Origin of the sequence: Pseudoalteromonas sp. Isolate6 (genome assembly GCF_022398435.1) — a bacterium.
GTDB classification, from domain to species: domain Bacteria; phylum Pseudomonadota; class Gammaproteobacteria; order Enterobacterales; family Alteromonadaceae; genus Pseudoalteromonas; species Pseudoalteromonas galatheae.
The window spans coordinates 17,150-42,334 of the sequence record NZ_JAKEVK010000022.1; the positions used below are offsets into that span (position 1 = coordinate 17,150).

Here is a 25,185-nt window from a genome sequence, read left to right on the forward strand (position 1 = left end):
GTGAATTAGAAGGTAATGGGATAAGTCGGTTTTTCGTCAGTAATTTCCCATTTATCTTCTGTCGGTCTATCTACTCGACATTGATTTTGCTGTTGGAAGCAGCGGTCCTCACAGTTTTGCACTTGCATCGGATCAGAGTAATCTTTGCGGCAACTATGCGAGCACGAACGTGAATCGCCTTCGCAATCGACCGGCACATTGCTAACTCTAGTTGTAAAATGTCCACTACAGCCGCTAACAAACACAGCAGCGAACACGGTTGCTACCCATAATTTTGTTGTCATTGTTCGTCTCTCAAAAACACCGGTTCTTGGGCCTTTTGCGTCGCTTCTTCGCTAAAGCGGTATCCTGCAATATCAAACGCTTTCAAGCTTTCCAAATCCGATACTTGGTTCTCAATGATATACCTTGCCATCATACCGCGCGCTTTTTTCGCGTAAAAACTGATGACTTTGTATTGACCATTTTTACAATCTTTAAAGATAGGTGTGATAATCTCGCCTTTTAACGCTTTCTTATCTACCGCTTTAAAGTACTCGTTTGAAGCTAAGTTCACCAAGTATTGTGTTTGTGCCCCTTCCATGACCTTATTCAGTTTTTCGGCGATTATCGTGCCCCAAAACTCGTATAGGTTTTTGCCACGCGGGTTACTTAACTTTGTACCCATTTCTAAACGATAGGCCTGCATTAAGTCAAGTGGTTTTAGAATGCCATACAGCCCAGATAAGATACGTAAATGATTTTGCGCATAATTTAAATCAGCCTCAGTTAGGCTTTGCGCTTCTAAACCGACATATACATCGCCATTAAAAGCAAAAATAGCTTGTTTAGCATTGTCTTGTGTAAAGGGCTTTGACCACTCGGCAAACCTTGCCGCATTTAAGCCTGCGAGCTTGTCGCTTATCTTCATTAAGCTGCCGATCTGTTGTGGAGATAACTCACGACAAACTTGAATAAGTGACTCGCTATGCTCCAGCAACTCTGGCTGAGTATGCGTCTTGATTGGTGCGGGTGTTTCATAGTCTAGGTTTTTCGCAGGAGAGATAACTGTGATCATGGTTTGCCTATTGACTTAGCTAGTAATTAATGTCAATTTCAACACTATCCCCAAGTAACTTCAAGTGTTTGTCCGCTTTCACTTGGGTTTAAGTAATTCGCTGTAGAAAGTACAGCTTCGCTTTACAACTCGACCTTATATAACAATAACCTTAAATAGCGAGTGTGATATGTCGCCCGATACGGACATATGACCTATTCAGCCATTTAATGGTGTTGCAACATAAGGCGTCTAATATCACTTCGCTGTTATCAATATTGGAATGAGGAACACATGACTTCAGCATTAGATAGGCTAAAACAACATTCATCAATCGTCGCTGACACCGGTGACATTGAAGCCATCCGTAAGCTACAGCCAGAGGATGCAACGACCAACCCTTCTCTTTTACTTAAAGCAGCAGAGACGCCTGCTTATCAGCCTTATCTAACAGAAGCTTGGGATTATGCCAAAGCCAATGAAAGTGACGCTGACAAGCAATTAGCGCTTGCTTGTGACTATTTTGCCGTTGTGATTGGTAAAGAAATCGCGAACTCTGTGCCGGGATATATCTCAACCGAAGTAGACGCACGTTTATCTTTTGATACCGAAGCGACTATCGCAAAAGCAAAAACGCTATTAAATTTATATGAAGCGCAAGGCGTTAGCAAAGACAAAATCTTGATTAAGATTGCATCGACTTGGGAAGGTATTAAAGCCGCTGAAACACTGGAAAAAGAAGGTATTAAGTGTAACCTAACGCTACTATTTAGCGAAGCGCAAGCGCGTGCATGTGCCGATGCAAACGTATTTTTAATTTCGCCATTTGTTGGTCGTATTCTAGATTGGCACGTTGCCAATGGCTTAGAAAAACCAACTGACCCACTACAAGACCCGGGTGTGCAATCTGTTCGTAGTATTTTTGAATTCTATAAGCAGCACGGTTATAAAACCGTTGTAATGGGCGCCAGCTTCAGAAACACAGGTGAAATCCTAGCCCTAACGGGTTGTGATAAGCTCACGATTAGCCCTTCTTTATTAGAAGAGCTTGCTGCAATGCCTGCAAACGAAGATTACTTACTTGAAGCTGACTTTGAGCCTAAAGCAAAACCTGCAGCGCTTAGCGAAAGTGAGTTCCGCTGGTTACATAACCAAGATGCAATGGCCACTGAAAAGCTAGCTGAGGGTATCCGCTCATTTGCCGATGCGCAAGAAACACTAGTTGCACGCTTTAAAGCATTATAAGTGCCTTAAACATTCGAATTCAAAGCGCCGCATAATGCGGCGTTTTTTATAACTTTAAGCCCTACTCCACACTCTGCATTAAAACTCTCCTCCACGCCTTCTTTGACTTTCATCAAACTGTCACTTGCTTTTAACCCAAAAGACACAATTGTGTTTTATTTTTATCCCGTCTGTGGTATATCAATATCACTTGAAGTGAAAATTGATACCGCTACCTTCTGGTTTTGGTACAAAAAACAAGCAACATGGGGTTGTTTGTAACGTACTTTAGCTATCAGACTTTTATCGGTTCCTCATGTAGAGGTTTGCCAAATAGTATGAAGAAATCAACGGTGTCATTGCAGTTGTAGTACTAACAACAACCAAAGCAAATGTCACTTTAGGTTGTTTTTATCAATAGGAGATTTTCATGGATACCCTAGACGAGTTATTAGAATTATTAGAAAGTCCGGATACTAGGAAAAAAACTTCATCTAAGGGCAAAAAGAGAAAATGGCGTGAAATTGAAGCGCTAAAAGATAAACAGCGGCTACGCAAAGAACTACAGGAATTAGATATTTTCGCAGACAATGTTGATTTAGACGAATTTGATTTAAGCTAAAAAGAGCGCCCTTCACGGCGCTCTTTTTGGTTTCTATCTGCTATAGCTCGGCCAATCGCCAATCGATTGGCTGCTTACCCATTTGTGTGAGCAACTGATTGGTTTTACTGAAATGGCCACTTCCAAAGAAACCGCGATGTGCAGAGAGCGGCGAAGGATGTGGTGCGTGTAAAACATGGTGACGATTTGTGTCTATACTCTTACCCTTTTTCTGGGCGTGTGATCCCCAAAGCAAGAAAATAACACCTTCGCTGTGAGCATTCAGCTTTTCAATCACTACATCTGTAAAGCGCTCCCAGCCCAAATGCTTATGTGAATGGGCTTGGCCTTGTTCTACTGTCAACACCGTATTTAACAACAGCACGCCCTGCTTAGCCCAATCAATTAGGTAGCCGTGATTGGGTATGCGAAAACCATCAATATCCTGCACTAACTCTTTATACATATTATTTAACGACGGCGGCGGCTTAATCCCCGGCAGCACAGAGAAACATAGACCATGGGCTTGATTGGGGCCGTGGTAGGGGTCTTGCCCTAAAATTACCACTTTCACCTGATCGAAAGGCGTGACTTTGAACGCTTCAAATACCTGTTCATGGGGCGGAAACACATTTATACCTTGAGCGCGACGCTCTGCCACGTAATCCATGGTTTGTTTAAAGTAATCTTGTTGTTTTTCCTGACCTAACACGTCACTCCACGTTGTCATGCTTCACCTTTTTTCATCATATTATAATGGCTTCGAGAAACGTCGAGTTTACCACATAAATCCGATATTCCCTCGAGCATACGATAGCTATAGCGATGGAGCAGATCGGCATCTACCGAAATAGTTTGTTGATACTTTACCGCCGGGATCGACGGCCATTGCTGCCATGCAATTGCTTTAACTTCTTGTTTGGTCTTTTCTTCAGGGATCACAATCACTTGTGGTGATTTCAACAGAACATTCTCAATGCTAATTTGCGGATAGTCCGTGGTGGCGTCAGCAAAAACATTTTTCACATTACACACAGTAAAGACTTGCTGTAACCAACTTTCGCCTCCCACGGTCATCAGCGGTGATGGCCACAATTGATAAAATACAGCTAAGCTAGCGCTTTGTTTATACTGGTCTTTTAGCTCATTTAAACGTTTAGCAAATAAATCAGCCTGTTGCTGTGCTTGAGCTCCAAGGCCAGTAATTTTACCTAGGCGTAGCAACTCCTCGGGTAGTTTATCTAGATATTTCGCTTCACTGTAAATCACGTCAACACCAAAGCTTTCGAGCTTTTCAAGCATAGGAACGTGACTTGCATTTTTCCACGCAATGATAAGATCAGGCTTAAGTGCCAAAATTTTCTCAACCGAAATGCCTTGATAGTCGCCAACTTGAGGCAGTTGCTTGGCTGATTCTGGATAATCGGCATAGGCGACCGTGCCTACAATCCGCTCCCCAGCTCCTATTACATACAAATTTTCGACAATATGAGGCGCAAGCGCGATGATCCGCTCTGCGGGCTTAGCATTAACGCTAAAGGCCAAGCCTAGTACAATAAATAAGGCGAATTTTAGCATCAGTAGTCAAACCCTTTTTGCGCCTTAATGCCGGCCTCAAACGCATGCTTCACATTACGCACTTCACTCACGGTATCTGCAAGCTCGGTCAGGCGTCGATGTGCACCGCGTCCAGTTACAATCACTGACTGCATGCTAGGACGGTTTTCTAGCGCCGTTATGACTTCGTCCAAATCTAGATAGTCATAGCTCAACATATAGGTAATTTCATCGAGCAATACCAAGTCGATGCTTTCGTCTTGTAGCCATACTTTTGCTTGCTGCCATGTCGCCTGTGCAGCGGCAGTATCGGTTTCACGGTTTTGCGTTTCCCATGTAAAGCCCGTTTTCATGACCGCAAATGGTACGCCGACTTTTTCGAGCAGATTGCGTTCACCACAATCCCAGGTTCCTTTAATAAACTGCACAACTGCTGCGTTCATACCATGACCGACACAACGCGCAACGGTGCCAAAACCAGATGTTGACTTACCTTTACCGTTACCTGTGATCACTTGCAAAATGCCCTGCTCTTGCTGCGCTGCGGCAATTTTTTCATCGACTTGTTGTTTTACTTTTTGCTGTCGTTGCTGATGCTTATCTTGTTGTTCGCTCATGTTATTCCTCAATTATTTTCATCAATTTTTGCCAATCTAAATGTGCTTCACAGCTGTCGGCAAGACGCGTAATTTGCTGCTCTCTGTGCTTCGCTAAATCAATCGCGGCAGTGCCCGCTTGCTTACTACCGGCCCAAGACAAGATAGCCTGTGTGGCGGCGACCGTATCAAATAAACCATGTAAATAGGTGGCTGCAATTTGATTATCTCGGGAGATAAAACCGTCCTGCACATTGTTATTTGGATGTGTGTTAAATCGCAAGAATGGCACCTCTAGTGCCGCTCCAGAAGAAACCCCTGCATGGATCTCATAACCACAAATTTCAGCACTTTGCTCATCCAATTGACAAATGCCAGATACTTGCGTCAGTACTTTTTGCTCTGAGAGTGTGGTCTCAAAGTCAGCCAGACCAAGCCCAGCGACTTCACCGAGTGTTGATTCCACCGCATTTGGATCTCTGATGAACTTACCTAACATTTGCAAACCGCCACACACACCTAGTACCTTACCACCGTACCTCAGGTGCCGTTTGATTTCTTCCGCCCAACCCTGTTTGCGTAAGAAAGCTAAATCGCTCAACACATTTTTACTACCAGGCAGAATGATTAAGTCACAATGACCGATAGATTCTTGATAGCGCACATAACGCAAATCCACTTCAGGGTTTAAGCGCAAGGTGTCAAAGTCGGTGTGATTGCTAATATGAGGAAATAGTAAAACCCTAACGCTTAACGATCCCCGTTCACAGATATTGTCTACCGTCACCGCATCTTCTGCATCGAGCGCTAAGCCATGCAAATAGGGCAATACCCCAAGTACAGGCTTACCCGTTTTTTGCTCGAGCCAGTCAAGTCCTGATTGCAATAACGCAATATCACCACGGAAGCGATTGATCACAAACCCTTTAACCAAGCTTTGTTCATAGTCACTTAATAGCGCAAGTGTGCCAACCAAATGTGCGAATACCCCGCCTTTGTCGATATCAGCGATAATGATCACGGGGCACGCCACCTCACAGGCAAACCCCATATTGGCAATGTCATTTTCACGCAGATTGATCTCAGCTGGACTTCCCGCCCCTTCCACTATGCACAGCTCAAATTGGTCGCTGAGGCGCTGATGTGAGGAAAGTACAGCCTCCATCGCTACCTTTTTGTAATCATGATAAGCGGCTGCTTCCATATTGCTAATGGCTTTCCCGTGAATAATAACTTGTGCACCAGTGTCTGAATTTGGCTTAAGTAAAATAGGATTAAAGTCTGTGGATAGTGGGACTTTTGCAGCCTCAGCTTGGAGTGCTTGTGCCCGACCAATTTCACCGCCGCAAGGTGTGACAGCACTATTTAGTGCCATATTTTGCGGCTTAAAAGGCGCAACCGATAAGCCTCTTCGTTGCAGCACCCGGCAAAGTCCCGCAACCAGTGTGCTTTTACCGGCATCAGACGTGGTGCCCTGTACCATTAAGGTTTTCATACGTCTTGACCTTTTAAACATTGTGGCAAGCCTGCAATAACAAAATCGACTCTGTCGGCCACTTTAGCAATGTCTTGATGGAGCCAACCAGACTCATCAACAAACTCACGGCTTAGCTCGCCAAGCGGAATTATCCCATGCCCCACTTCATTACTCACCAAAATAACAGTGGCAGCGCAGCTTTCTAGTGCCGCCAGCAAATGCTCTTTTTTGTCTATGGTCGCGGCTTTGCCCATTTCGCATAAGCCAAAACTCAGCCATAAGGTCAAACAATCGATAAGTAACAGCGTATCTTCGCGTGCAGTAGCAATAAGCTTATCAATATGCCACGGCTCTTCCACTAGCTGCCAGCGGCTATCGCGCTGCATCTGGTGAGCAAACACTCGGCTTTTCATTTCTTCATCTTGAGCTTTTGCAGTTGCAACATAGTAAAGTTCGTTCACCGCACCTTGCTCTAACAATAGAATAGCGCGCTGCTCTGCCAAGCGACTCTTGCCCGAGCGAGCACCGCCCAGTATTAACTGTATTTGTGCCATTAGAGATGACTCACAATAAAAAGCAAAATAACAAGCTCAGCAAGTTGCTGCGCAGCCCCTAAACAGTCTCCGGTGTAACCACCAAGCTGCGCGTTAAACCATTTAATGCACACACGCCTTAGCACAAACAAGCAAGTACACAGCATCAACAAGTCGAACAGTGACAGCGCAAGCCATGGCCAACAAAAAATTAAAATCGCGATGCTAGTGAGCGTAAGGCGAGTCGCCGCAGCACTTGATAGATGTTTCGCTACCGGCTTAACTTTGCTCAGCTCATCAGCCTGTACATAGTTAAGTGCACCGATTAAAGACACCGCAAAGGCACGGCTGAGGCTATGGGCTAAAATAAGTGCAGCGAGTGTCACTGCAAAGTCATTAAAGAGCATGGCCAAAAGCGAAAATTTGGCCAATAACAGCAATATCAGCGCACAACTACCGTATGTACCAAGACGGCTATCTTTCATGATCTCAAGCTTTTGTTCACGACTCCAGCCACCGCCAAAACCGTCAAAAACATCGGCAAGACCATCTTCGTGAAAAGCCCCGGTAAGTAAAATACTCGCAGCCAGTACAACAACGGCACCAAACATCGGCGATACACCACTGCTGGCAACATAGCCAAGTATGGCCGAGAAGCTAGCAACAAATAAACCAACTAAAGAAAAGTAACCACTCACTTCGTTAAGTTCATCAGATGAAGGGGCAGGATCCAAACGAATTGGCACCCGCGTTAAAAACATCACAGCAAGCTTAAACAGTCGCCACTCTTGTTGCCACTGCATTATACGTCTACCACTTGCGTAACATGGGCATCGGCAAAGCTTGCCATTTCGCAAAAAAAGCCTAGCGCAGCTTGTAATAATGGAAGCGTTAGAGCGGCGCCCGTTCCCTCACCCAAGCGCATATTTAAATGCAGTAATGGCTCAGCGTTTAACTGCTCTAACATTAACTTATGGCCTTGCTCCATAGAGCCGTGAGCAAACACCATATATTGCTTACTATGTGGGGCTATTCTACTTGCCAACATAGCCGCTGCGGTGGAGATGAAGCCATCCACTATAATCACTTTTTGTGCACGAGCAACCGCCAGCATGGCACCAACCATTTGCACAATTTCAAAGCCACCTAGGCGCTGTAAAATTTGTTCTGGCGTCGCAAGCTTATCTTGATGATATTCTAAAGCCTGTTTGATAAGTGCCCGTTTTTTGCAAAGCGTTTCATCGTCAATGCCTGTACCGCGCCCCACACATAATTCCACACTCGCCCCGCTGAGCGCCGCTAAAATTGCAGCTGCAGAACTGGTGTTGCCAATCCCCATTTCACCAAAAGCAATCACGTTGCTACCCGCTTCAATAGCAGACATCACCACTTGCTCTCCATATTCAAGTCCTTGCTTGAGCTGCATTTCACTCATCGCAGGCTGTTTATGGAAAGCATGAGTAATATCGCCAAGTCGCTGTGAGCGCAAATTCGGCGCAGGCTCACATGGCACTAATGTGCCACAATCTACTACGGTTAACTGCCAACCAAGTTGTCGACAAAAGACGTTGATCGCTGCACCGCCCTGCACAAAGTTTGCAACCATTTGCCCAGTCACTTCGCTTGGCGCAATAGAAACACCTTGACTTGCAATACCATGGTCGCCCGCAAAAACAAACATTGCAGGGCGTGTAATTGCTAACTGATCTACGTCTAATTGCGTCTGCCCTTGTGAGAAGATCTGCACTAGCTGCGCGGCCAAAGCTTCAAGCTTACCAAGCGCACCTAGCGGTTTGGTTTTTAAGTCAATGCACTGTTGAATAAGCGTGTTTAAGCGAGTATCTAACGGTTTAACCATGGGTAACTCCGACGCCTCCAGAGCGGCGATTTTTGAAAATAAGCAATGCTAAGAAGAACACGCTGCCAATGGCGGCGGTGATCACCCCCACGGGAAGTTCCTGATTATCGATAAGCGTGCGCGACAATACATCCACCCATAGCATCAAAAGCGAACCGCACAGCGCGGTGGCCACAAGCCCAATCACCTTTGCTTGCGAGATAAAAAAGCGCACGATATGCGGGATCATCAAGCCTACAAATCCGACTCCGCCGCACGCAGCCACAAGTACTGCGGTGAGTAAAGAACTCAATAACAACATACCTATTCGCACTCGTCCTACATTCACGCCAAGCGTGGTGGCACTTTCATCTCCGAGCAACAAGGCGTTGAGTGGCCGACGCATCACTAAAAGCGTGATAAAACTCAGCAACACGACCAAACATGGAAGCCATAGCCATTGCCAGCTCGCCCTTGCAAATGAGCCTAGATTCCAAAACAAGATTGCACTGATGGCTTGAGGGTCACTCCAATAAAGCAACAAGCTGGTAAAGGCACTGAACAGAAAAGAAAGTGCGACGCCCGCCAAGAGCATAGTTTCCACCTGCTGTAGTGCATTGCGCTTTGCTACAAATAAAAGCAGTATGATCGACAGCAAACTTCCGACAAATGCAGCCCCAGACATCATTAGGCTAGACTGTGCACCAAATAGCGCAATAAGCACCACCACACCGAATGAAGCACCTGAAGAAATACCAAATAAATAAGGATCAGCTAGCGGGTTACGCGTCACGGTTTGCAAAATAAGACCCGCTATCGCCAGTCCTGCTCCCGCACTCATCGCCAGTAACGTCCGTGGCAGACGAAGTTCAACTACCACCCGTTGTTGAAGTACGTTGGGATCGAAATTAATAATCGCTTGTATAACCGTATGCCAAGATAAATCAATCGCACCGATCTTAAGTGCCATCAGCATGCTAAAACAGCATAAGCTCAATAGCAGTATCGAGATCAACGCGATCCGCTTTGCGGCAATCATAACTGATACCCGTAATGAAAGCGTATATGTGGGATCTCACCGTTATTTGGCGGATGACGGACAGTAGAAACCTCTGCACATACCCCAAAAACTTGGCTTAATAGGGTTTCGTTAATGACTTCAAGTGGCGACCCATTTGCAACCAGCTCACCGTTATTTAATACTAAAAAGCGGTCGCACAAGGCGCTAGCCAAATTTAAGTCGTGAAAAGACGCAATGATAGTAACACCAAGCTGTTTGGCCAGCTCCATAATTTGGATTTGATATTTAATGTCCAAATGGCTGGTGGGCTCATCCATTATCAATACTTGAGGCGCTTGCACCATGGCACGTGCGATCATTGCCCTTTGCCTCTCCCCGCCAGACAAGGAGCTAAAACATTGCTCCAACTTATGGCTCAATCCAACCTGCTCAATGGCATGTAGGATTGCCTGTTTTTCAGCAGCCGTCGTTGTCGCGAGCAGTGATTTGTTCGGTGTTAGACCCATCAATACCATATCAAATAATGGCAGAGAAAACTCAGCGGGGATGTCTTGCAGCACCACAGCAACATGTCTCGCGTAGGCCTTACGTCCATAACTAGCTAGCGGCTTACCGTTGAAAAATAGCGTCCCAGAGCTTGGTGCTGTATATTGATATAAAGTGCGCAGCAAAGTCGACTTTCCAGCACCATTCGGTCCGAGCAAACCAATAAATTCACCCGAATTAATAGCAAAGCTGAGTGCCTTTAAGATGGCTTTACCACCAAGCTGCACGCTAAGTTTATCGACTTGAAACTGTGGAGTGACTGCCATAGCACCTCTGATTGGGCACGGCAAAGTAGTAGCTTATAGACAAGCGACAACTTTGACTTAAGTCTGCCCGCTTAAGTATATGGATAGGCCTTGGTATCTGACTTATGCAAGAGACAAGGCTCAAGCACTTACAGTTGCGGGGACAGTTGAGGACTCACACCTCATTCCCAATATCTGCCTATCACGAAATTTGCAATATTATGAAGTCTAGACGTCTAAAATACAACTTTTGGCCAAGCGGTTTGGCTGCTGTCGTAAAACACCTCAACTTTTACTATACCCGCATAGGGAATATCTATCTTCGCTTGGTATGCGGTAAGTTCGGGCGATAGGTCAAGAATAAGTGCTACAAGCGCTTTTATTACTCCTGCATGCGCAACAACAGCGATACACTCTTCACTTGGCGACGCCAAAATGCTGTGCCACCACGTGGTGACCCGATGATGAAAATCATACATAGACTCGCCCTCAGGAGGCGTGTGCAGCCAAGGGTTTTGCCAAAAATCGCCAATACTTGGAGATTGGGTTTCTCGCCAAAGCGTATCATAAGGTTGTCCATCCCATAAACCAAAATCAAATTCGGCGAGATTTGGCTCCACCTCAACAGGGAGTTGATACTGCTTTGCAAAAGCGTTAGCAGTATTCAGGCAGCGCTTCCTTGGAGAACTAATAATTCGCTGCAGGCCACTTAGGCTCGTTAACGATTGCAGCAATTGCTGAGCACCTATGTTACTGAGTTCGGGATCTGTCACTCCAAGTAAATGGCCTGATAGAGTCGTTTCACCATGACGAACAAAATATAGCTGCCGCTGCATTTTTACTTAACCTGAGGTTTGTTACCCAAAAAGCAAAAACGCAAGCTAAGCTTGCGTTTTCAATTAATATCATTCTACGATTACAGGATCTGGTTTTCTTTCCACATCTCTTCTTTTGCTAACCGCTTTTTGCGTTTGTCGCATGGATCGTCGCAATCACAAATTTTGTCAATGCCCATTGAGCCCAAACCACCACAGCTACTGGCCATGGATTTCTTTTGTACGATAACGCCTACAGCCATCGCAACAGCGATAAGCATAAGTAAACCGAAAGTAAGGAGGAATAAAGACATTATCTAGCCCCTTTTATTGCTACATTGAATTGAGTGACGACGCGCAAATTATACGCTTTCATGACGTCACTCACAATTAAATTATGGGGTGTTGTGCAGCTTAATTCAAGTACGGCTGAAAAGCTTCACTCGCGTAACTCTTGATCCCTTCAGGACTTTTATACATCAAATACACGGGGAGTTGATGCTCAGTGGCATAAGCCTTTGCACGCTCCGTGCCCATCACAGTCAATGCTGTTGCTAGGCCATCAGCCGTCATCGCAGATGGATGTAGTACCGTTACCGATACCAGCTCATGTTTAACTGGGCGACCCGTTGTTGGGTCAATAAGGTGTGTAAAGGTTTCACCATCCATTTCATAAAAAATACGATAGTCACCTGAAGTTGCAATACCGTTTTTGCCTGGCTCTATCACGCGATGAATTTGGCGTTGACCAACAGGCGCATCGGGTTTCTCGATAGCAATACGCCACTCACCATCCGGCTTCTTGCCAGAAACGCGTAGCTCACCGCCGATTTCAACCATATAGTCATGAATATCATGGTTTTCAATCACCTCAGCGACCTTATCAATGCCATAACCTTTAGCGGTTGCTGAGAATGATAACTCAAGCCCAGCGATTGTTTTAGCAAGGCCGCTGTCATTTAATACAAGTTTATCGACACCGATACGAGTACGCATATCGTCTAACTCTGACTGTGACGGACGCATTGTTGGCCTTTTGTCAGGACCAAACCCCCACAAATCGATAAGCGGTCCCATGGTAACATCAAGCGTTTTGGTCGACTTCCCAAGGCGGATAGATTCTGCAACTACCAAGCGAAAGTCTTCACTGATAGGCATCACGGTATTCGCTGCTAAACGATTGAACTGGTTAATCTCAGAATCTGGGATATAGGTGGACATAGATTGATTAACAGCCTTTAATGCTTGCTCAACCTCATCATGCAACTGTGCTTGTCCGAGCGGCTTTTCACCGGGGAATACTTTGATGTTGTATGTCGTGCCCATAGTTTTACCAGACAGCACGATTTCCTTGGTTTCAGGTTTTGCGTCTTGGCACCCTGCTAAAAAAACAAATAAAAACGAAATGATAAAAAATCTAGATAAAAAAGCGTAACTTGCTTGCATCTGAATTCCCTGAGTTTAGTACCAACGGGTATAAAAAAGCCCTCGAGCAAAGCATTTTGCTGGAGGGCTTATATTCTAACTTAAGTTCATTGTTAGACCGAAACCTAATTAACCACCGAAGTCATCAAGTAGGATGTTTTCGTCTTCAACACCTAAGTCTTTAAGCATGTTAATAACTGCTGCGTTCATCATTGGAGGACCACACATGTAGAACTCACAATCTTCTGGCGCTTCATGGTCTTTAAGATAGTTTTCAAAAAGTACGTTATGAATGAAGCCAGTGTAACCTTCCCAGTTATCCTCAGGTTGAGGGTCTGAAAGGGCAACATGCCATTCGAAGTTATCATTTTCTTCAGCTAGGCCGTCAAAGTCTTCCACATAGAACATTTCACGCTTAGAACGAGCACCGTACCAGAAAGACATCTTACGCTTAGAGTTAAGACGTTTAAGCTGATCGAAGATGTGCGAACGCATTGGCGCCATACCAGCACCACCACCAACGAATACCATTTCTGCATCAGTGTCTTTCGCGAAGAACTCACCGAATGGACCAGAAATAGTGACCTTATCACCTTCTTTAAGTGACCAGATGTACGATGACATCTTACCACAAGGTAATGTTAGGTTATTTGGCGGCGGAGTTGCGATACGTACGTTTAGCATGATGATGCCAAACTCTTCTGGGTAGTTAGCCATTGAGTAAGCACGGATCGTTTCGTCGTCAACTTTAGACTCTAGCTTAAAGAAACCAAAACGTTCCCAGTCAGCACGATATTCTTCAGGAATATCAAAGTCTGCATATTTAACATGGTGAGCTGGTGCTTCAATCTGAATGTAACCACCTGCACGGAAAGGTACAACTTCACCTTCAGGGATGCCTAGCTTTAGCTCCTTGATGAAAGTTGCTTTGTTATCGTTAGAGATAACTGTACATTCCCACTTTTTAACACCGAAGATTGATTCTTCAACTTCGATTTCCATGTCGTTTTTAACATTCACCTGACACGCCAGACGACAGCCTTCACGTGCTTCACCTTTAGAGATGTGGTCAAGTTCGGTTGGTAGAATATCACCACCACCCTCTTTAATATGTACGCGACACTGGCCACATGAACCACCGCCACCACATGCAGACGATACGAAAATACCCGCGTTTGCAAGTGCACCTAATAGCTTACCGCCAGCAGGAGTCTTGATCGCTTTTTCAGGATCGCCGTTAATATCAATTGTAACGTCACCGCTTGCTACAAGCTTCGATTTCGCTGCAATGATGATAAGCACTAGCATCACAACGATAGCGATGAACATGCTTACGCCTAATACAATAGTTTCCATCGTATAGTTTCCTCGCTACCTTACAGTGAAATACCAGAGAATGACATGAAGCCAAAGCCCATTAGACCTACAGTAACAAAGGTAATGCCTAAGCCACGTAAACCATCAGGAACATCTGCATACTTCATCTTCTCACGAATACCTGCTAACAATACGATAGCAAGTGCCCAGCCCACACCTGAACCTAGACCATAAACTACAGATTCACCGAAGTTTAGGTTACGCTCAACCATGAATGATACCGCACCGAAAATCGCACAGTTAACTGTGATTAGCGGTAAGAAGATACCTAGCGCGTTGTATAGAGCTGGGAAGAACTTGTCCAATGTCATTTCTAGAATTTGAACAAGCGCTGCGATTACACCGATAAACGTCAAGAAGCGTAGAAAGCTAAGATCCACTTCAGGGAAGCCTAACCACTCTAGGGCACCTGGCGCTAGCACTGCGTGGTAAACTAAGTTGTTTACTGGTACAGAAATACCTAGCACAACGATTACCGCAATACCTAGACCTAGCGACGTGGTTACTTTCTTAGATACCGCCAAGAAAGTACACATACCTAAGAAGAAAGATAAAGCTAAGTTTTCAATGAAAACTGCTTTGATAAATAAATTAATATATTGTTCCATCTCTCTCCCCTTATGCCTTCGCTTCTACTTGGTCTTTCTTCCAAGTACGCAGTGCCCAAATAAATGCACCTACGATGAAGAACGAACTGAATGGCATAACTAGTAGACCCATAGGCTGATACCAACCACCTTCAGAGATAAGTGGTAAGATTTCAACGCCAAACAATGTGCCCGCACCGAATAGCTCACGGATAAAGCCAACTGTTAGAAGTACAACAGAGTAACCTAAGCCGTTACCAATACCGTCAAGGAACGACATTGTTGGTGGTGACTTCATTGCGTATGCTTCTGCACGACCCATTACGATACAGTTAGTAATGATAAGGCCGATGAACGTTGATAGTTCTTTCGCTGTTGAGTAAACAACGGCTTGAAGCACTTGGTCTACAACGATTACTAGAGATGCAATAATCGTCATTTGTACAATGATACGCACACTAGAAGGGATGTGATTACGGATCATTGAGATAAATAAACTTGAAAACGCAGTAACCAATGTCAACGCGATTGACATGATAAGTGCATTTTTAAGGCTTGAAGTTACCGCTAGTGCAGAACAAATCCCCAACACTTGCAGTGCAATCGGGTTGTTCGCAAAAACAGGACCAAACAAGACTTCCTTCATTTCTTTTGCATTAGCCATTAGTTCAATGCTCCTTTACGTACTTTCGCAAGGAATGGACCAAACGCTTTGTCGCTTGTCCAGAAATCAACTGTGTGATCAACACCGTTAGAGGTAAGCGTTGCACCAGATAGACCGTCTATCTTGTGTTCGTTACCGCCAGCACTGCCTTTAACTACGTCGACAGGAAGCTCTTTACCTTCCCAAAGTGCAGTCCACTTAGGGTTTTGAATTTCGCCACCCAGACCTGGAGTTTCGCTGTGCTTATAAAAGTTGATTGACTTAATTGTCTCACCATCAGCTTCTAGCGCAAGGAAGCCATACATCACACCCCAAAGGCCATAACCTTGGATTGGTAGAATGATAGTAGAGACTTGACCTTGGTCATCTTTTGCAAAATAAACTGGAGAGTTATTCGTGATACGTTGAATACCTGCTTTGTCTTCTTCTTTTGAAAGCTTGTAACTACGTTTGGCATCAAACTTAGTTGCTTCAAAATCAAAGGTTTCCGCTTTAACGTCTTCTACAAACTCACCGGTTTTAAGACTAACAACACGCGATTCGATATTTTGGTTAAAAACTTCAGATACATTTTTAACTTTATCGAAGCCAGCAACGGCTAAAATATTTCGTTGAATATCTTCGTTTTTGTTTGCTTGCTGCATAGGGCGAAGCTGAACCGAAGCAAAAGATACTACGATTGCACACACTAAACATAAGCCAACAACTACGCCGAGCGTTTTGCCCATTGATTCATTATTAGTTGACACGTGCCAATCTCCTCTTCACATTTGACTGCACTACGAAGTGGTCGAATAGTGGAGCAAAAAGGTTAGCGAATAGGATTGCTAACATCATGCCCTCTGGGTATGCCGGGTTAACAACACGGATAAGCACAACCATTACACCGATTAGCGCACCGTATAACCACTTACCTTTGTCTGTGAAAGACGCAGATACAGGGTCTGTTGCCATAAAGAACATACCAAATGCAAAACCACCGAGTACTAAGTGCCAGTGCCAAGGCATAGCAAACGCAGCATTTGTTTCAGAACCGATTGCGTTTAGAACGAATGACATTACAACCATACCGATGAATGTACCTAGTACGATACGCCATGACGCGATTCGAGCATAAACAAGGAACAAACCACCAAGTAAGATTGCTAGTGTTGATGTTTCACCTACAGAGCCTTGGATAAAGCCGTAAAACGCGTTAAACCAAAGGTCCATGTTGTTGTAGTCTAGTGAACCTGCAGTCGCTTGACCTAAGTAAGTTGCACCAGAGAATGAGTCAACAGCTGTCCACACTGTGTCACCAGAGATGTCAGCAGGGTATGCGAAGAATAAGAACGCACGGCCTGCAAGTGCTGGGTTTAGGAAGTTACGACCCGTACCGCCGAAGATTTCCTTCGCGATTACAACACCGAACGTAATACCTAAAGCAGCTTGCCATAACGGAATTGTCGCAGGCAGGATAAGCGCAAATAATACCGAGGTTACGAAGAAACCTTCGTTTACTTCGTGTTTACGAACTGACGCGAATAACACTTCCCAGAAACCACCAACTGCAAACACAGTAGCGTAAATAGGCAAGAAGAAACACGCACCATAGAACATCTTGGCACCCCAACCTGCCTCAGCGGTTAATTCACCACCAAGCGCTTGGAAAATAGCTACCTGCCAAGTATTGGCAAGCTCAAAACCGTTACCTAGTGCAAGTGCAGCTTGGTGACCGATGTTGAACATACCAAAGAACATTGCAGGGAACGTCGCCATCCACACTAAAATCATAATACGTTTTAGGTCGATGTTATCGCGAACGTGCGTTGCACCTTTGTTTACATAACCAGGAGTGTAGAAGATAGTTGCTACGGCTTCGTAAAGCGCGTACCACTTCTCGTGTTTACCACCAGGTTCAAAGTGAGGTTCAATGTCTTCTAAAAATTTCTTTAAGGCCATTTTTAACCTTCCTTCTCGATAGTAGTCAGGCAATCACGCAGGATTGAACCGTACTCATATTTGCCCGGACATACGTAAGTACATAGTGCTAAATCTTCTTCATCTAGCTCTAATGCACCCAACGAAATCGCAGAATCTAGATCACGTGAAATAAGATCACGTAATAATAGCGTTGGCAAAATATCGAGTGGCATAACACGCTCATAGTTACCGATTGGTACCATCGCACGCTTAGAGCCACCAGTAGACGTTGTCATCTTGAACAAACGGCTAGGTGTTAAGTGTGAAATGAATGTACGTGTTACTGAGAATTTGTCACTACCCGGAGCGATCCAGCCAAATAGCTCTTTCTCGCGACCTTCAAGTAATACTGATACTTGAGTATGGTAACGACCAAGGTAAGCGTGAGGGCCAGTTGCTGTTTTACCAGCTAACACAGAGCCAGAAATGACTCGGTTATCACCGTCTTCAAGCTCGCCTGCAACTAAATCTGTTAGCGACGCACCGACATGAGTTTTCACTAAGCGAGGATTCTTAACTCGAGGACCTGCTAAAGCAACAACTCTGTCTGAGTAGATTTCACCTGTTAGGAACAACTTACCAAACGCGATGACATCTTGGTAACCAATGTGCCATACTTGCTTGTTTGTACCTACAGAATCTAGGAAGTGAATGTGAGTACCCACGTTACCTGCTGGGTGAACACCTGCAAACTCATGAACTTCTACTTGTGAGATCGAAGAACTAGGTACGTTAGCCCCCGCTTTCTTACACACAAATACTTTGCCTTCAGTCAAACGAGATACAACCGCTAGACCCGCTTCAAACGCTTCCACGTTTTCTGCGATGATAACAGCAGGATCTGCTGCTAACGGATTAGTATCTGTTGCTGTCACAAAGATTGAGCTAGGTGTTGCACTCGGCACAGCGACACGGCTGAATGGACGTGCACGAAGCGCTGGCCATTGACCAGACTCGATTAGCACTTCCTTCACTTTTTCAGAGTCTAAGTTGCTTAAGTCAGCAGCTGAAAACTTCTCAAAAGTGATTTGCTCGTCGCCTTGAACTTCGATCACAACGGATTGAAGTACACGCTTAGCACCACGGTTAATTTCTTTAACTACACCAGAAGCTGGCGCAGTAAACTTGACGCCTGGGTTCTTTTTATCTTCAAAAAGAACTTGGCCTTTCTTGACTTGGTCATCCACACGAATATGCATGGTAGGACGCATACCGATGAATTCTTCACCTAGCACAGCTACTCGTTTGACAGCAGAACCATCATGAATAACTTGCTGAGGTGCGCCCTCTATTGGTAAGTCCAGACCTTTTTTTATGTTGATCATACGCACTTGCATTACATTAACGGAAAGAAACTGAAAATATCTTTAGTCACCACAGCGCCACCTCGTTTGTACTAAGTATTAGGTATAAAGAGCAGAAAGTTATGAGTCCGGATAGGGTTCCCAAACAGCCCCTTTAAAATACCCCTCAACGCGCACAAAAAAGCAGCGTCGTGATAAAAGTCCTCACATATTTCTCTGATTTTAACATTAATCGTACTGAGTATGCGAGTGGAATTATGAAATTAATACGACTTTAACGTGGATTTGGATTAGTTGAAAAATCCATCACAGAAAGGAGTATAGACCAAAGTGGTATAGATAAAATTTTTCTTACCCTAATCTGCAAAATAAGTAAAAAATTCGCTATTAAACAAAAACGGGCAAAGTACCAATTAGTACTTTGCCCGTAAATTCAAAAACCGTGAAATTAAACGAGATGATTAATTTCTACCGCCGCATTCACATCCGCTTCGTAATCTACGCCGTCTACTCCAAAGCCGAATAGCTTCAAGAATTCATTGTGGTAGCCAACATAATCAGTTAACTCATCGATTGTATCAGTATCAACAGTATCCCAAATGGTCTGTACACGCGCTTGAACACCGTCTTCTAGTTCCTTATAGTTTTGGAACAAGTGACCGCCATCATCAAAACGTGGCGATTGACCATATAGATTTTCAGTAAACAGCCCATGGATTTGCTCGATAGTCCCTTCATATGTGCCATCACCTTTCATCACTTTAAATAGTGCAGAGATATAAAGAGGCATAATTGGAATAGCAGAGCTTGCCTGCGTCACTACCGCATTCAAAGATGATACATACGCTTCGCCTTTAATATCCGCTGTGGTTTCGCGAATTGTCTGCGTCGCACGGTCCAAATCCTCTTTTGCTTTACCAATAGTCGCGTGACCGTAAATTGGCCAAGTCAGCTCCTTACCGATATAAGTGTATGCCGTTGTTTTAAAGCCATCAGCCAGCACATCCGCTTGCTTAAGCGCGTCAATCCAAAGTTCCCAATCTTCACCACCCATCACTTTAACCGTATTGGCGATTTCATCTTCGTTCGCGGCTTCAACCGTCATTTCATCAATGACGCGCTTTGACGTATTCAAGTTTTTAGTTGTGATAGCTGAGCCAATTGGCTTAAGTGTTGAAGAGTAAACTTCATCAGATTTAGGGTCTTTACGACGAGGAGACGCAAGGCTATATATCACTAAATCTATTTTGCCTAATTCAGCTTTAATGGTTTCGATGGTTTTTTGCTTCAACTCATCAGAAAACGCATCGCCATTAATATTTTTAGACCACAAACCCGCTTCTTCTGCAGCTTGCTGGAACGCAGCCGTATTATACCAACCTGCTGATGCGGTTTTCTTCTCTGAACCTTCTTTTTCAAAGAAGATGCCTAGCGTTTTCGCACCAGCACCAAATGCAGCAGTAATACGCGATGCCAAGCCATAACCTGTTGATGCACCAATTACTAATACATTCTTAGGACCATTCTCGATTTGGCCTTGTTGTTTTACGTATTCAATCTGTTCTTGAACGTGTGCTGCACAGCCTACAGGATGTGCATTAGTACAAATAAATCCACGAATTTTTGGTTTGATGACCATAAGAGATCCTATCCATTGATTTGATACAAAATAAAAGTGAGGTTGGACTCACTTTATTAAAATTACTGCGTAGTGTACTGGCAGATATGTAAAACACACATCTGATCAGCTATCGAACTTAGAGCCACCCAAGCATTTTGGTGACTCAGGCGTCTGACCTTCCTTTTCTGAAAACTCTTCAGGTGTATAGGCATGAATGGCCAAAGCGTGAATATGATTTTGCAGCTCATCTTTTAGCACTTCATTGATTTTTCGATGACGCTGCAGTAGTCTCTGGCCAATAAATTGTTCGCTTACGACAATGACTTTAAAGTGAGACTCTTCGCCACGACTGTGCATATGGCTTTCATTGATAACGTTCAAGTGCTTGCATGCAACGGCTTCAGCTATCTTGTCATAAATCTGTGATTGCATTGACATTATACTTTGTCTCCTAGAGCAATTCGTGACGCTACTATACGCCGTTCAGCGCGTATTTCCAACACTTCGAAAGGTGAGATTAATGCGCCCTTGGGACACTTTGGTCTGCTTTGGCAAAGCATGTTGATAGTCGCGCTGACTATCACCTTGCATTACCAATAAGCTACCCGTTTCCAATAAAATATCGGTTACAGAGTGACTTACTTTGTGGCGTATTTTGAATTTGCGGGTCGCGCCAAGCGACAGTGAAGCAATTGTAGGCGTCAAACCGAGTTCAGGTTCATCATCACTGTGCCAGCCCATACTGTCTTGACCATCACGATAAAAATTAGCCAATACCGCATTAAAAGGAATATTAAATCTGCGTTCTAGCGTTTGTCTTATCCCCAGCAATACCGAAGGCCAAGGCGCATTTTCAAGTCGCTTTCCCGAATAACTGTAATGCACGTCAGGGTCGGCAATAAAGCGTTCTAATCGAGGCGTTTGATGGGTCTTACCAAATAAGGTGATGGTATTTTGCTGCCACGCAAGGCTATTCAGTAGTACATTATATAGCGCTAGACTTTTATCGAAGCTAATAGCCTGTGCTTGATAGCTAAAACCGCTCGGCAAGTTCCGTGCTTTGTCTACTGCTCTCATGTTAAACTACCCGCTGCTTTTATTTATAGAACATTCACATGACGACTGATGCAATTCTAGCCGGAAACCCTTTTACGCTACATAGGTTTCCACTCGATCAAAAAAACCGTAGCTTACAAGCTTGGGATTCAGCCGACGAATACCTGTTAGATTATGTCTTTGAACATCACCACGATGCAAACCGTATTCTCATTCTCAACGATAGTTTTGGCGCGTTATGCTGTGCACTTGCCGACAAGCACTGCACGGTAGTGACCGACTCTTATGTGAGTACCCTCGCCTATGAGCATAATTTGGAGGCCAATGGACTCGCAGGCGCTCAGGTTCATGTACTCACAAGCATGGATGAGCTGCCACAAGATATCGATCTGATATTAATAAAAATTCCTAAAAATTCAGGGCTATTGCAAGCGCAACTTGCACAGTTAAGTAAACTAACTTCAGGCATTCCCGTAATTGCGGCGGGCAAAGCAAAAGAAATTCACACCTCCACATTAAAAAGCTTTAGCCACTTTTTGACGGAGCCAACGACTAGCTTAGCGGTAAAAAAATCGCGCTTGGTATTCAGCAAGACGTCAGCCAAAGCCATTGATAGTAAATTCCCTGTGTCTTGGCCGCTGGAAAAAACCGATTTTATCTTGTCGAATGAAGCAAATGTTTTCTCACGAGATTCTCTTGATATTGGCGCACGTTTTTTTATTAATTACCTTCCTATGGGTAAGAAACCAATGAAGGTCATTGATCTTGGCTGCGGTAACGGTGTTATTGGATTGATGACGCTCGCAAAAATGCCAAATGCCACCGTCACCTTCATCGACGAGTCGGCGATGGCGGTGCACAGCGCGAAGCAAAATATCGTTAATAATTTACCTGAGCGTGTTGCTGATTGTCAGTTTGTCCAAAACGACTGTCTAACGGGTTTTGAAAATTACGGTGCGGATCTGGTACTGTGTAACCCGCCATTCCATCAGGCCAATGCAATCACCGATCACATCGCTTGGCAGATGTTTTTACAAGCTAAGGCAGCGCTTCGACAAGGGGGTGAGTTAAGAATTATCGGTAACCGCCACTTGGAATATGACGATAAACTCAAGCGTTTGTTCGGTAACAGCAAGACACTAGGCAATAACAAAAAGTTCACTGTTTTAAGTGCAATAAAGAGGAGCTAACTTCATGCGTTTTTCATTGCTGATTATTCTGCTAACCTTGATACTCGTGGGCTGTGAAAGCTCACCACGCAGTGTCATTCTTCATCCGGAATATCAAGGTCCTTCGTCAAACGCGCTCGCCGCCAACGTGGCGGTACAAGTAAACGACCTACGGACTACAAAATACACTATTCGCGTGAAAAACCAAGAACCCGCACTTTACGTACCTGATGCTAATTTACCAGTTAATTTTAATCAGGTATTAACACAAGCTCTCACTGCACATGGCGCGCAAATAACACCGGTCGCTGCAACGCAAATCACTGTGAATATCAATCGCTTTAAAGCCATTATTGAGGAGTCTTTCTCGAACCACCAAAGCGATGCTGAAGCTGACGTCACCGTACTGATAAAGCAAGGGGCTCGCAGTTTCAAAAAGCAATATAAAGGTAACGCTAATTTAAATGGTCCTCTAAAACACGACCAAGCCAAAATCGAAGAACAGCTCAACAACCTAGCTCAACAGGTTGTTACTCGAATCGTTCAAGATCCTGAATTTATTCAATTTGTGAGAGGAAGTTAATGAAAAAAATAATTCTAAGCTTAACCGCCCTATTATTAAGCATGAATGTCTTTGCCGAAATGAGCGGTAAATTTGTACAAAAGAATAATCTATTCCCTCGAGTTCAAATCAATACTAGTAAAGGGCCGATTATTGTCGAACTAGACAGATCGAGAGCCCCAATCACAGTAAATAACTTCTTAACTTACGTGATCAACAAAGATTATAACGGCTCTGTTTTCCATCGAGTTGAGCGTGATGAAGCCAATGAAAAAGACTTTGTTATCCAAGGTGGGGGTTACGACAAAGAATACGATGGTATGTTTGAGCGCGAAGCTATCTTCAATGAAAGCGGTAATGGTCTGAAAAATGATATGTATACCATTGCCATGGCATACCAAGACAACAAACCACACTCTGGTACCAGACAGTTTTTCTTTAATATGGACGACAACGATCACTTGAACCCGGGTAGAGGCTGGGGCTTTGCCGTGTTCGGGAACGTCTCTGAGGGCTATGAAACATTGGACGCAATTATGAAGGTGGAAACCGGCTACAATGAAAAGCTTGGCTATACCTTTATACCTAAAGAGCCCGTCATTATTCTTTCAGTCGAAGTATTAAAACAGCCAGAGTAATACCCTTTTATGTTGATATCATCTAGCTTTTCGCAATATCTTAGTTATTACAAAGACAAACGCCTCTTAACTGTCTTTGCTTTTGGAATAAGTAGCGGTTTTCCTTGGGTATTGATTGGCTCGGTGATGTCAGCTTGGCTTAAAGATGAAGGATTAAGCCGCAGCACCATTGGCCTATTTGGCCTAGTATATGGTGCATATACCATTAATTTTTTGTGGTCCCCACTCGTTGACCGCATAAAAATCCCCTTGCTGTATAATCGCTTAGGACAAAGGCGAAGCTGGATAGCAAGTTGCCAATTTATTATTATTATTGCCACCTTCGCATTAGCCACTATTTCAATTAAAACCCACCTTTCGTATGCTGCATTATTGTGCTTTATTATTGCGTTATTTTCAGCTACCCAAGATATTGCAATAGATGCTTATCGTATCGATATTTTACCAGAAGACGAAAGTGAAAAGGCAACGGCTGCGGCAGCGATGGCGACTTCAGGTTGGTGGTCTGGCTATGCCTTACTTGGTGCCATTCCTTTCTTTATGGCCGATTTACCCGGCTTTAGTTGGCCCATTATCTATCAGATGCTAAGCGTCGTCGTCGTGTGTTTATTAGTGGTCACTTTGTTGGCAAAAGAGCCAAAATCTCATCGCGAGCAAGTACAAGAGCAGCTACAGAAGAGTTACGAACAAAAACTTAACCACCGCGCTTCATCAAATGCTTCCAAAAAGGTCTATGCTTGGCTTGCCGTGACCCTGATTGAACCCTTTAAACGATTTTTTGAAAAGAATGGGGTTAAAACGGCATGTGCTCTACTCGCCTTTATTTTCCTATTTAAGATAGGAGAGGCCTTCTTAGCCCGCATGTCCATCGTATTTTATAAAGAAGTGGGGTTTTCAAACACCCAAATCGGACAATATTCCAAACTTGGGACCGGTGTGATCACCATTGTATTTGCATTTCTTGGCAGTATTTTTAACCACAAGTACGGTATCGTAAAAGGCTTGTTTATCAGTGGCGTCGCTATGGCCGCATCTAATTTAATGTTTTCTTGGATTGCAATTGCAGGCCCCAAAGAACACCTTTACGCACTAGCAATTGTAGTGGATGGCTTTACTCAGGCGTGGTCATTGGTAGCCATGGTGGCGTTTATTTCTATGCTCTGTGATAGAGCATTTAGTGCGACCCACTATGCCTTACTGGCATCACTTGGCAGTTTAGGCCGTACCGTGCTGTCGGGCTATAGCGGTTTTGTGATAGATGATTTGCTTGGAGGTAATTGGGCACTCTTCTTCGCGCTAACAGCGCTTATGGTGCTTCCATCATTATTATTT

29 protein-coding genes and 1 riboswitch are annotated in these 25,185 nt (G+C 44.2%); of the genes, 6 read left to right on the top strand and 23 right to left on the bottom strand.

What is annotated here, in order from left to right:
- Window positions 1–5: 5 nt before the first annotated feature.
- Entirely contained in the window at window positions 6–284 is a 279-nt protein-coding gene (locus tag L1D50_RS05255) for a hypothetical protein (RefSeq protein ID WP_128728464.1), read from the bottom strand.
- Window positions 281–1,057, bottom strand: coding sequence for a peroxide stress protein YaaA (gene yaaA / locus L1D50_RS05260; protein ID WP_128728465.1), 777 nt, complete (start codon window positions 1,055–1,057; stop codon window positions 281–283). The genes L1D50_RS05255 and yaaA overlap by 4 nt, the downstream gene beginning before the upstream one ends.
- Before the next feature lie 273 nt (window positions 1,058–1,330).
- On the opposite strand from yaaA, the gene tal reads away from it, so the two are divergent.
- Entirely contained in the window at window positions 1,331–2,281 is a 951-nt protein-coding gene (gene tal / locus L1D50_RS05265; protein ID WP_128728466.1) for a transaldolase, read from the top strand.
- A 409-nt stretch (window positions 2,282–2,690) separates the two neighbouring features.
- On the top strand, window positions 2,691–2,882 hold the full coding sequence (locus L1D50_RS05270; RefSeq protein ID WP_128728467.1) for a DUF3545 family protein: 192 nt from the start codon (window positions 2,691–2,693) through the stop codon (window positions 2,880–2,882).
- Between the two features lie 40 nt (window positions 2,883–2,922).
- On the opposite strand, the gene ung is transcribed toward L1D50_RS05270, so the two are convergent.
- The 21 genes from ung to L1D50_RS05375 all read right to left on the bottom strand — a co-directional run bounded on the left by ung (window position 2,923) and on the right by L1D50_RS05375 (window position 21,505).
- Entirely contained in the window at window positions 2,923–3,591 is a 669-nt protein-coding gene (ung, locus tag L1D50_RS05275; protein ID WP_128728468.1) for a uracil-DNA glycosylase, read from the bottom strand.
- A complete protein-coding gene (locus L1D50_RS05280; protein ID WP_128728469.1) occupies window positions 3,588–4,439 on the bottom strand; it encodes a cobalamin-binding protein in 852 nt (283 codons plus the stop codon). The genes ung and L1D50_RS05280 overlap by 4 nt, the downstream gene beginning before the upstream one ends.
- A complete protein-coding gene (gene cobO, locus L1D50_RS05285) occupies window positions 4,439–5,035 on the bottom strand; it encodes a cob(I)yrinic acid a,c-diamide adenosyltransferase (RefSeq protein WP_128728470.1) in 597 nt (198 codons plus the stop codon). The genes L1D50_RS05280 and cobO overlap by 1 nt, the downstream gene beginning before the upstream one ends.
- Before the next feature lies 1 nt (window position 5,036).
- A complete protein-coding gene (locus tag L1D50_RS05290) occupies window positions 5,037–6,509 on the bottom strand; it encodes a cobyric acid synthase (RefSeq protein ID WP_239965645.1) in 1,473 nt (490 codons plus the stop codon).
- A complete protein-coding gene (cobU, locus tag L1D50_RS05295) occupies window positions 6,506–7,045 on the bottom strand; it encodes a bifunctional adenosylcobinamide kinase/adenosylcobinamide-phosphate guanylyltransferase (protein ID WP_239965646.1) in 540 nt (179 codons plus the stop codon). The genes L1D50_RS05290 and cobU overlap by 4 nt, the downstream gene beginning before the upstream one ends.
- Window positions 7,045–7,827 carry an adenosylcobinamide-GDP ribazoletransferase gene (locus L1D50_RS05300; protein ID WP_239965647.1) on the bottom strand — a complete coding sequence of 261 codons (783 nt, stop codon included), beginning with the start codon at window positions 7,825–7,827 and terminating at the stop codon, window positions 7,045–7,047. Before L1D50_RS05300 ends, cobU begins: the two co-directional genes overlap by 1 nt.
- Window positions 7,827–8,882, bottom strand: a complete 1,056-nt coding sequence (gene cobT / locus L1D50_RS05305; RefSeq protein ID WP_239965648.1) for a nicotinate-nucleotide--dimethylbenzimidazole phosphoribosyltransferase — start codon at window positions 8,880–8,882, stop codon at window positions 7,827–7,829. Before cobT ends, L1D50_RS05300 begins: the two co-directional genes overlap by 1 nt.
- Complete coding sequence (locus tag L1D50_RS05310; RefSeq protein ID WP_128728475.1) at window positions 8,875–9,900, bottom strand: iron ABC transporter permease; 1,026 nt, start codon at window positions 9,898–9,900, stop codon at window positions 8,875–8,877. Before L1D50_RS05310 ends, cobT begins: the two co-directional genes overlap by 8 nt.
- Window positions 9,897–10,694: an ABC transporter ATP-binding protein gene (locus tag L1D50_RS05315; RefSeq protein ID WP_138521616.1), complete on the bottom strand. Its 798-nt coding sequence runs from the start codon at window positions 10,692–10,694 to the stop codon at window positions 9,897–9,899. Before L1D50_RS05315 ends, L1D50_RS05310 begins: the two co-directional genes overlap by 4 nt.
- A 68-nt stretch (window positions 10,695–10,762) precedes the next feature.
- Window positions 10,763–10,891: riboswitch (cobalamin riboswitch) on the bottom strand.
- An 18-nt stretch (window positions 10,892–10,909) separates the two neighbouring features.
- A complete protein-coding gene (locus L1D50_RS05320) occupies window positions 10,910–11,509 on the bottom strand; it encodes a histidine phosphatase family protein (protein ID WP_128728477.1) in 600 nt (199 codons plus the stop codon).
- A gap of 80 nt (window positions 11,510–11,589) precedes the next feature.
- A complete protein-coding gene (nqrM, locus tag L1D50_RS05325) occupies window positions 11,590–11,802 on the bottom strand; it encodes a (Na+)-NQR maturation NqrM (protein ID WP_010372193.1) in 213 nt (70 codons plus the stop codon).
- A 100-nt stretch (window positions 11,803–11,902) separates the two neighbouring features.
- The gene (locus tag L1D50_RS05330) at window positions 11,903–12,934 is read right to left on the bottom strand and encodes an FAD:protein FMN transferase (protein WP_128728478.1); all 1,032 of its coding nucleotides are present in this window, start codon (window positions 12,932–12,934) and stop codon (window positions 11,903–11,905) included.
- A 108-nt stretch (window positions 12,935–13,042) separates the two neighbouring features.
- On the bottom strand, window positions 13,043–14,269 hold the full coding sequence (nqrF, locus tag L1D50_RS05335) for an NADH:ubiquinone reductase (Na(+)-transporting) subunit F (protein ID WP_128728479.1): 1,227 nt from the start codon (window positions 14,267–14,269) through the stop codon (window positions 13,043–13,045).
- A 20-nt stretch (window positions 14,270–14,289) separates the two neighbouring features.
- Entirely contained in the window at window positions 14,290–14,898 is a 609-nt protein-coding gene (nqrE, locus tag L1D50_RS05340) for an NADH:ubiquinone reductase (Na(+)-transporting) subunit E (RefSeq protein ID WP_088529916.1), read from the bottom strand.
- Between the two features lie 10 nt (window positions 14,899–14,908).
- Window positions 14,909–15,541 carry an NADH:ubiquinone reductase (Na(+)-transporting) subunit D gene (locus tag L1D50_RS05345; RefSeq protein ID WP_128728480.1) on the bottom strand — a complete coding sequence of 211 codons (633 nt, stop codon included), beginning with the start codon at window positions 15,539–15,541 and terminating at the stop codon, window positions 14,909–14,911.
- Window positions 15,541–16,290 (bottom strand): Na(+)-translocating NADH-quinone reductase subunit C, encoded by a 750-nt coding sequence (locus L1D50_RS05350; protein ID WP_128728481.1) that lies wholly within the window; start codon window positions 16,288–16,290, stop codon window positions 15,541–15,543. The genes L1D50_RS05345 and L1D50_RS05350 overlap by 1 nt, the downstream gene beginning before the upstream one ends.
- Window positions 16,280–17,482 (bottom strand): NADH:ubiquinone reductase (Na(+)-transporting) subunit B, encoded by a 1,203-nt coding sequence (locus L1D50_RS05355; RefSeq protein WP_239965649.1) that lies wholly within the window; start codon window positions 17,480–17,482, stop codon window positions 16,280–16,282. Before L1D50_RS05355 ends, L1D50_RS05350 begins: the two co-directional genes overlap by 11 nt.
- Before the next feature lie 2 nt (window positions 17,483–17,484).
- Window positions 17,485–18,828 carry a Na(+)-translocating NADH-quinone reductase subunit A gene (locus L1D50_RS05360; protein ID WP_039493970.1) on the bottom strand — a complete coding sequence of 448 codons (1,344 nt, stop codon included), beginning with the start codon at window positions 18,826–18,828 and terminating at the stop codon, window positions 17,485–17,487.
- Between the two features lie 427 nt (window positions 18,829–19,255).
- Window positions 19,256–20,446, bottom strand: a complete 1,191-nt coding sequence (gene fabV / locus L1D50_RS05365; RefSeq protein WP_128728484.1) for an enoyl-ACP reductase FabV — start codon at window positions 20,444–20,446, stop codon at window positions 19,256–19,258.
- A 105-nt stretch (window positions 20,447–20,551) separates the two neighbouring features.
- Complete coding sequence (locus L1D50_RS05370; protein WP_128728485.1) at window positions 20,552–20,866, bottom strand: BolA family protein; 315 nt, start codon at window positions 20,864–20,866, stop codon at window positions 20,552–20,554.
- Between the two features lie 45 nt (window positions 20,867–20,911).
- Window positions 20,912–21,505 carry an alpha-ketoglutarate-dependent dioxygenase AlkB gene (locus L1D50_RS05375; RefSeq protein ID WP_239965650.1) on the bottom strand — a complete coding sequence of 198 codons (594 nt, stop codon included), beginning with the start codon at window positions 21,503–21,505 and terminating at the stop codon, window positions 20,912–20,914.
- Window positions 21,506–21,543: 38 nt separating this feature from the next.
- Here L1D50_RS05375 and L1D50_RS05380 point away from each other — a divergent pair, with 38 nt between their 5' ends.
- The 4 genes from L1D50_RS05380 to L1D50_RS05395 form a co-directional block, all read left to right on the top strand.
- Window positions 21,544–22,674, top strand: coding sequence for a methyltransferase (locus tag L1D50_RS05380; protein ID WP_239965651.1), 1,131 nt, complete (start codon window positions 21,544–21,546; stop codon window positions 22,672–22,674).
- Between the two features lie 4 nt (window positions 22,675–22,678).
- Window positions 22,679–23,236: a YajG family lipoprotein gene (locus tag L1D50_RS05385; RefSeq protein WP_128728488.1), complete on the top strand. Its 558-nt coding sequence runs from the start codon at window positions 22,679–22,681 to the stop codon at window positions 23,234–23,236.
- Complete coding sequence (locus L1D50_RS05390) at window positions 23,236–23,853, top strand: peptidylprolyl isomerase (RefSeq protein ID WP_128728489.1); 618 nt, start codon at window positions 23,236–23,238, stop codon at window positions 23,851–23,853. The genes L1D50_RS05385 and L1D50_RS05390 overlap by 1 nt, the downstream gene beginning before the upstream one ends.
- Window positions 23,854–23,862: 9 nt before the next feature.
- A partial coding sequence (locus L1D50_RS05395) for an MFS transporter (protein ID WP_239965652.1) occupies window positions 23,863–25,185 on the top strand: 1,323 nt, incomplete at its 3' end.

Coding starts and splice junctions, on each gene's coding strand:
- L1D50_RS05255 (WP_128728464.1), bottom strand. CDS start 284: ATGACAACAAAATTATGGGTAGCAACCGTGTTCGCTGCTGTGTTTGTT.
- yaaA (WP_128728465.1), bottom strand. CDS start 1,057: ATGATCACAGTTATCTCTCCTGCGAAAAACCTAGACTATGAAACACCC.
- tal (WP_128728466.1), top strand. CDS start 1,331: ATGACTTCAGCATTAGATAGGCTAAAACAACATTCATCAATCGTCGCT.
- L1D50_RS05270 (WP_128728467.1), top strand. CDS start 2,691: ATGGATACCCTAGACGAGTTATTAGAATTATTAGAAAGTCCGGATACT.
- ung (WP_128728468.1), bottom strand. CDS start 3,591: ATGACAACGTGGAGTGACGTGTTAGGTCAGGAAAAACAACAAGATTAC.
- L1D50_RS05280 (WP_128728469.1), bottom strand. CDS start 4,439: ATGCTAAAATTCGCCTTATTTATTGTACTAGGCTTGGCCTTTAGCGTT.
- cobO (WP_128728470.1), bottom strand. CDS start 5,035: ATGAGCGAACAACAAGATAAGCATCAGCAACGACAGCAAAAAGTAAAA.
- L1D50_RS05290 (WP_239965645.1), bottom strand. CDS start 6,509: ATGAAAACCTTAATGGTACAGGGCACCACGTCTGATGCCGGTAAAAGC.
- cobU (WP_239965646.1), bottom strand. CDS start 7,045: ATGGCACAAATACAGTTAATACTGGGCGGTGCTCGCTCGGGCAAGAGT.
- L1D50_RS05300 (WP_239965647.1), bottom strand. CDS start 7,827: ATGCAGTGGCAACAAGAGTGGCGACTGTTTAAGCTTGCTGTGATGTTT.
- cobT (WP_239965648.1), bottom strand. CDS start 8,882: ATGGTTAAACCGTTAGATACTCGCTTAAACACGCTTATTCAACAGTGC.
- L1D50_RS05310 (WP_128728475.1), bottom strand. CDS start 9,900: ATGATTGCCGCAAAGCGGATCGCGTTGATCTCGATACTGCTATTGAGC.
- L1D50_RS05315 (WP_138521616.1), bottom strand. CDS start 10,694: ATGGCAGTCACTCCACAGTTTCAAGTCGATAAACTTAGCGTGCAGCTT.
- L1D50_RS05320 (WP_128728477.1), bottom strand. CDS start 11,509: ATGCAGCGGCAGCTATATTTTGTTCGTCATGGTGAAACGACTCTATCA.
- nqrM (WP_010372193.1), bottom strand. CDS start 11,802: ATGTCTTTATTCCTCCTTACTTTCGGTTTACTTATGCTTATCGCTGTT.
- L1D50_RS05330 (WP_128728478.1), bottom strand. CDS start 12,934: ATGCAAGCAAGTTACGCTTTTTTATCTAGATTTTTTATCATTTCGTTT.
- nqrF (WP_128728479.1), bottom strand. CDS start 14,269: ATGGAAACTATTGTATTAGGCGTAAGCATGTTCATCGCTATCGTTGTG.
- nqrE (WP_088529916.1), bottom strand. CDS start 14,898: ATGGAACAATATATTAATTTATTTATCAAAGCAGTTTTCATTGAAAAC.
- L1D50_RS05345 (WP_128728480.1), bottom strand. CDS start 15,541: ATGGCTAATGCAAAAGAAATGAAGGAAGTCTTGTTTGGTCCTGTTTTT.
- L1D50_RS05355 (WP_239965649.1), bottom strand. CDS start 17,482: ATGGCCTTAAAGAAATTTTTAGAAGACATTGAACCTCACTTTGAACCT.
- L1D50_RS05360 (WP_039493970.1), bottom strand. CDS start 18,828: ATGATCAACATAAAAAAAGGTCTGGACTTACCAATAGAGGGCGCACCT.
- fabV (WP_128728484.1), bottom strand. CDS start 20,446: ATGGTCATCAAACCAAAAATTCGTGGATTTATTTGTACTAATGCACAT.
- L1D50_RS05370 (WP_128728485.1), bottom strand. CDS start 20,866: ATGTCAATGCAATCACAGATTTATGACAAGATAGCTGAAGCCGTTGCA.
- L1D50_RS05375 (WP_239965650.1), bottom strand. CDS start 21,505: ATGAGAGCAGTAGACAAAGCACGGAACTTGCCGAGCGGTTTTAGCTAT.
- L1D50_RS05380 (WP_239965651.1), top strand. CDS start 21,544: ATGACGACTGATGCAATTCTAGCCGGAAACCCTTTTACGCTACATAGG.
- L1D50_RS05385 (WP_128728488.1), top strand. CDS start 22,679: ATGCGTTTTTCATTGCTGATTATTCTGCTAACCTTGATACTCGTGGGC.
- L1D50_RS05390 (WP_128728489.1), top strand. CDS start 23,236: ATGAAAAAAATAATTCTAAGCTTAACCGCCCTATTATTAAGCATGAAT.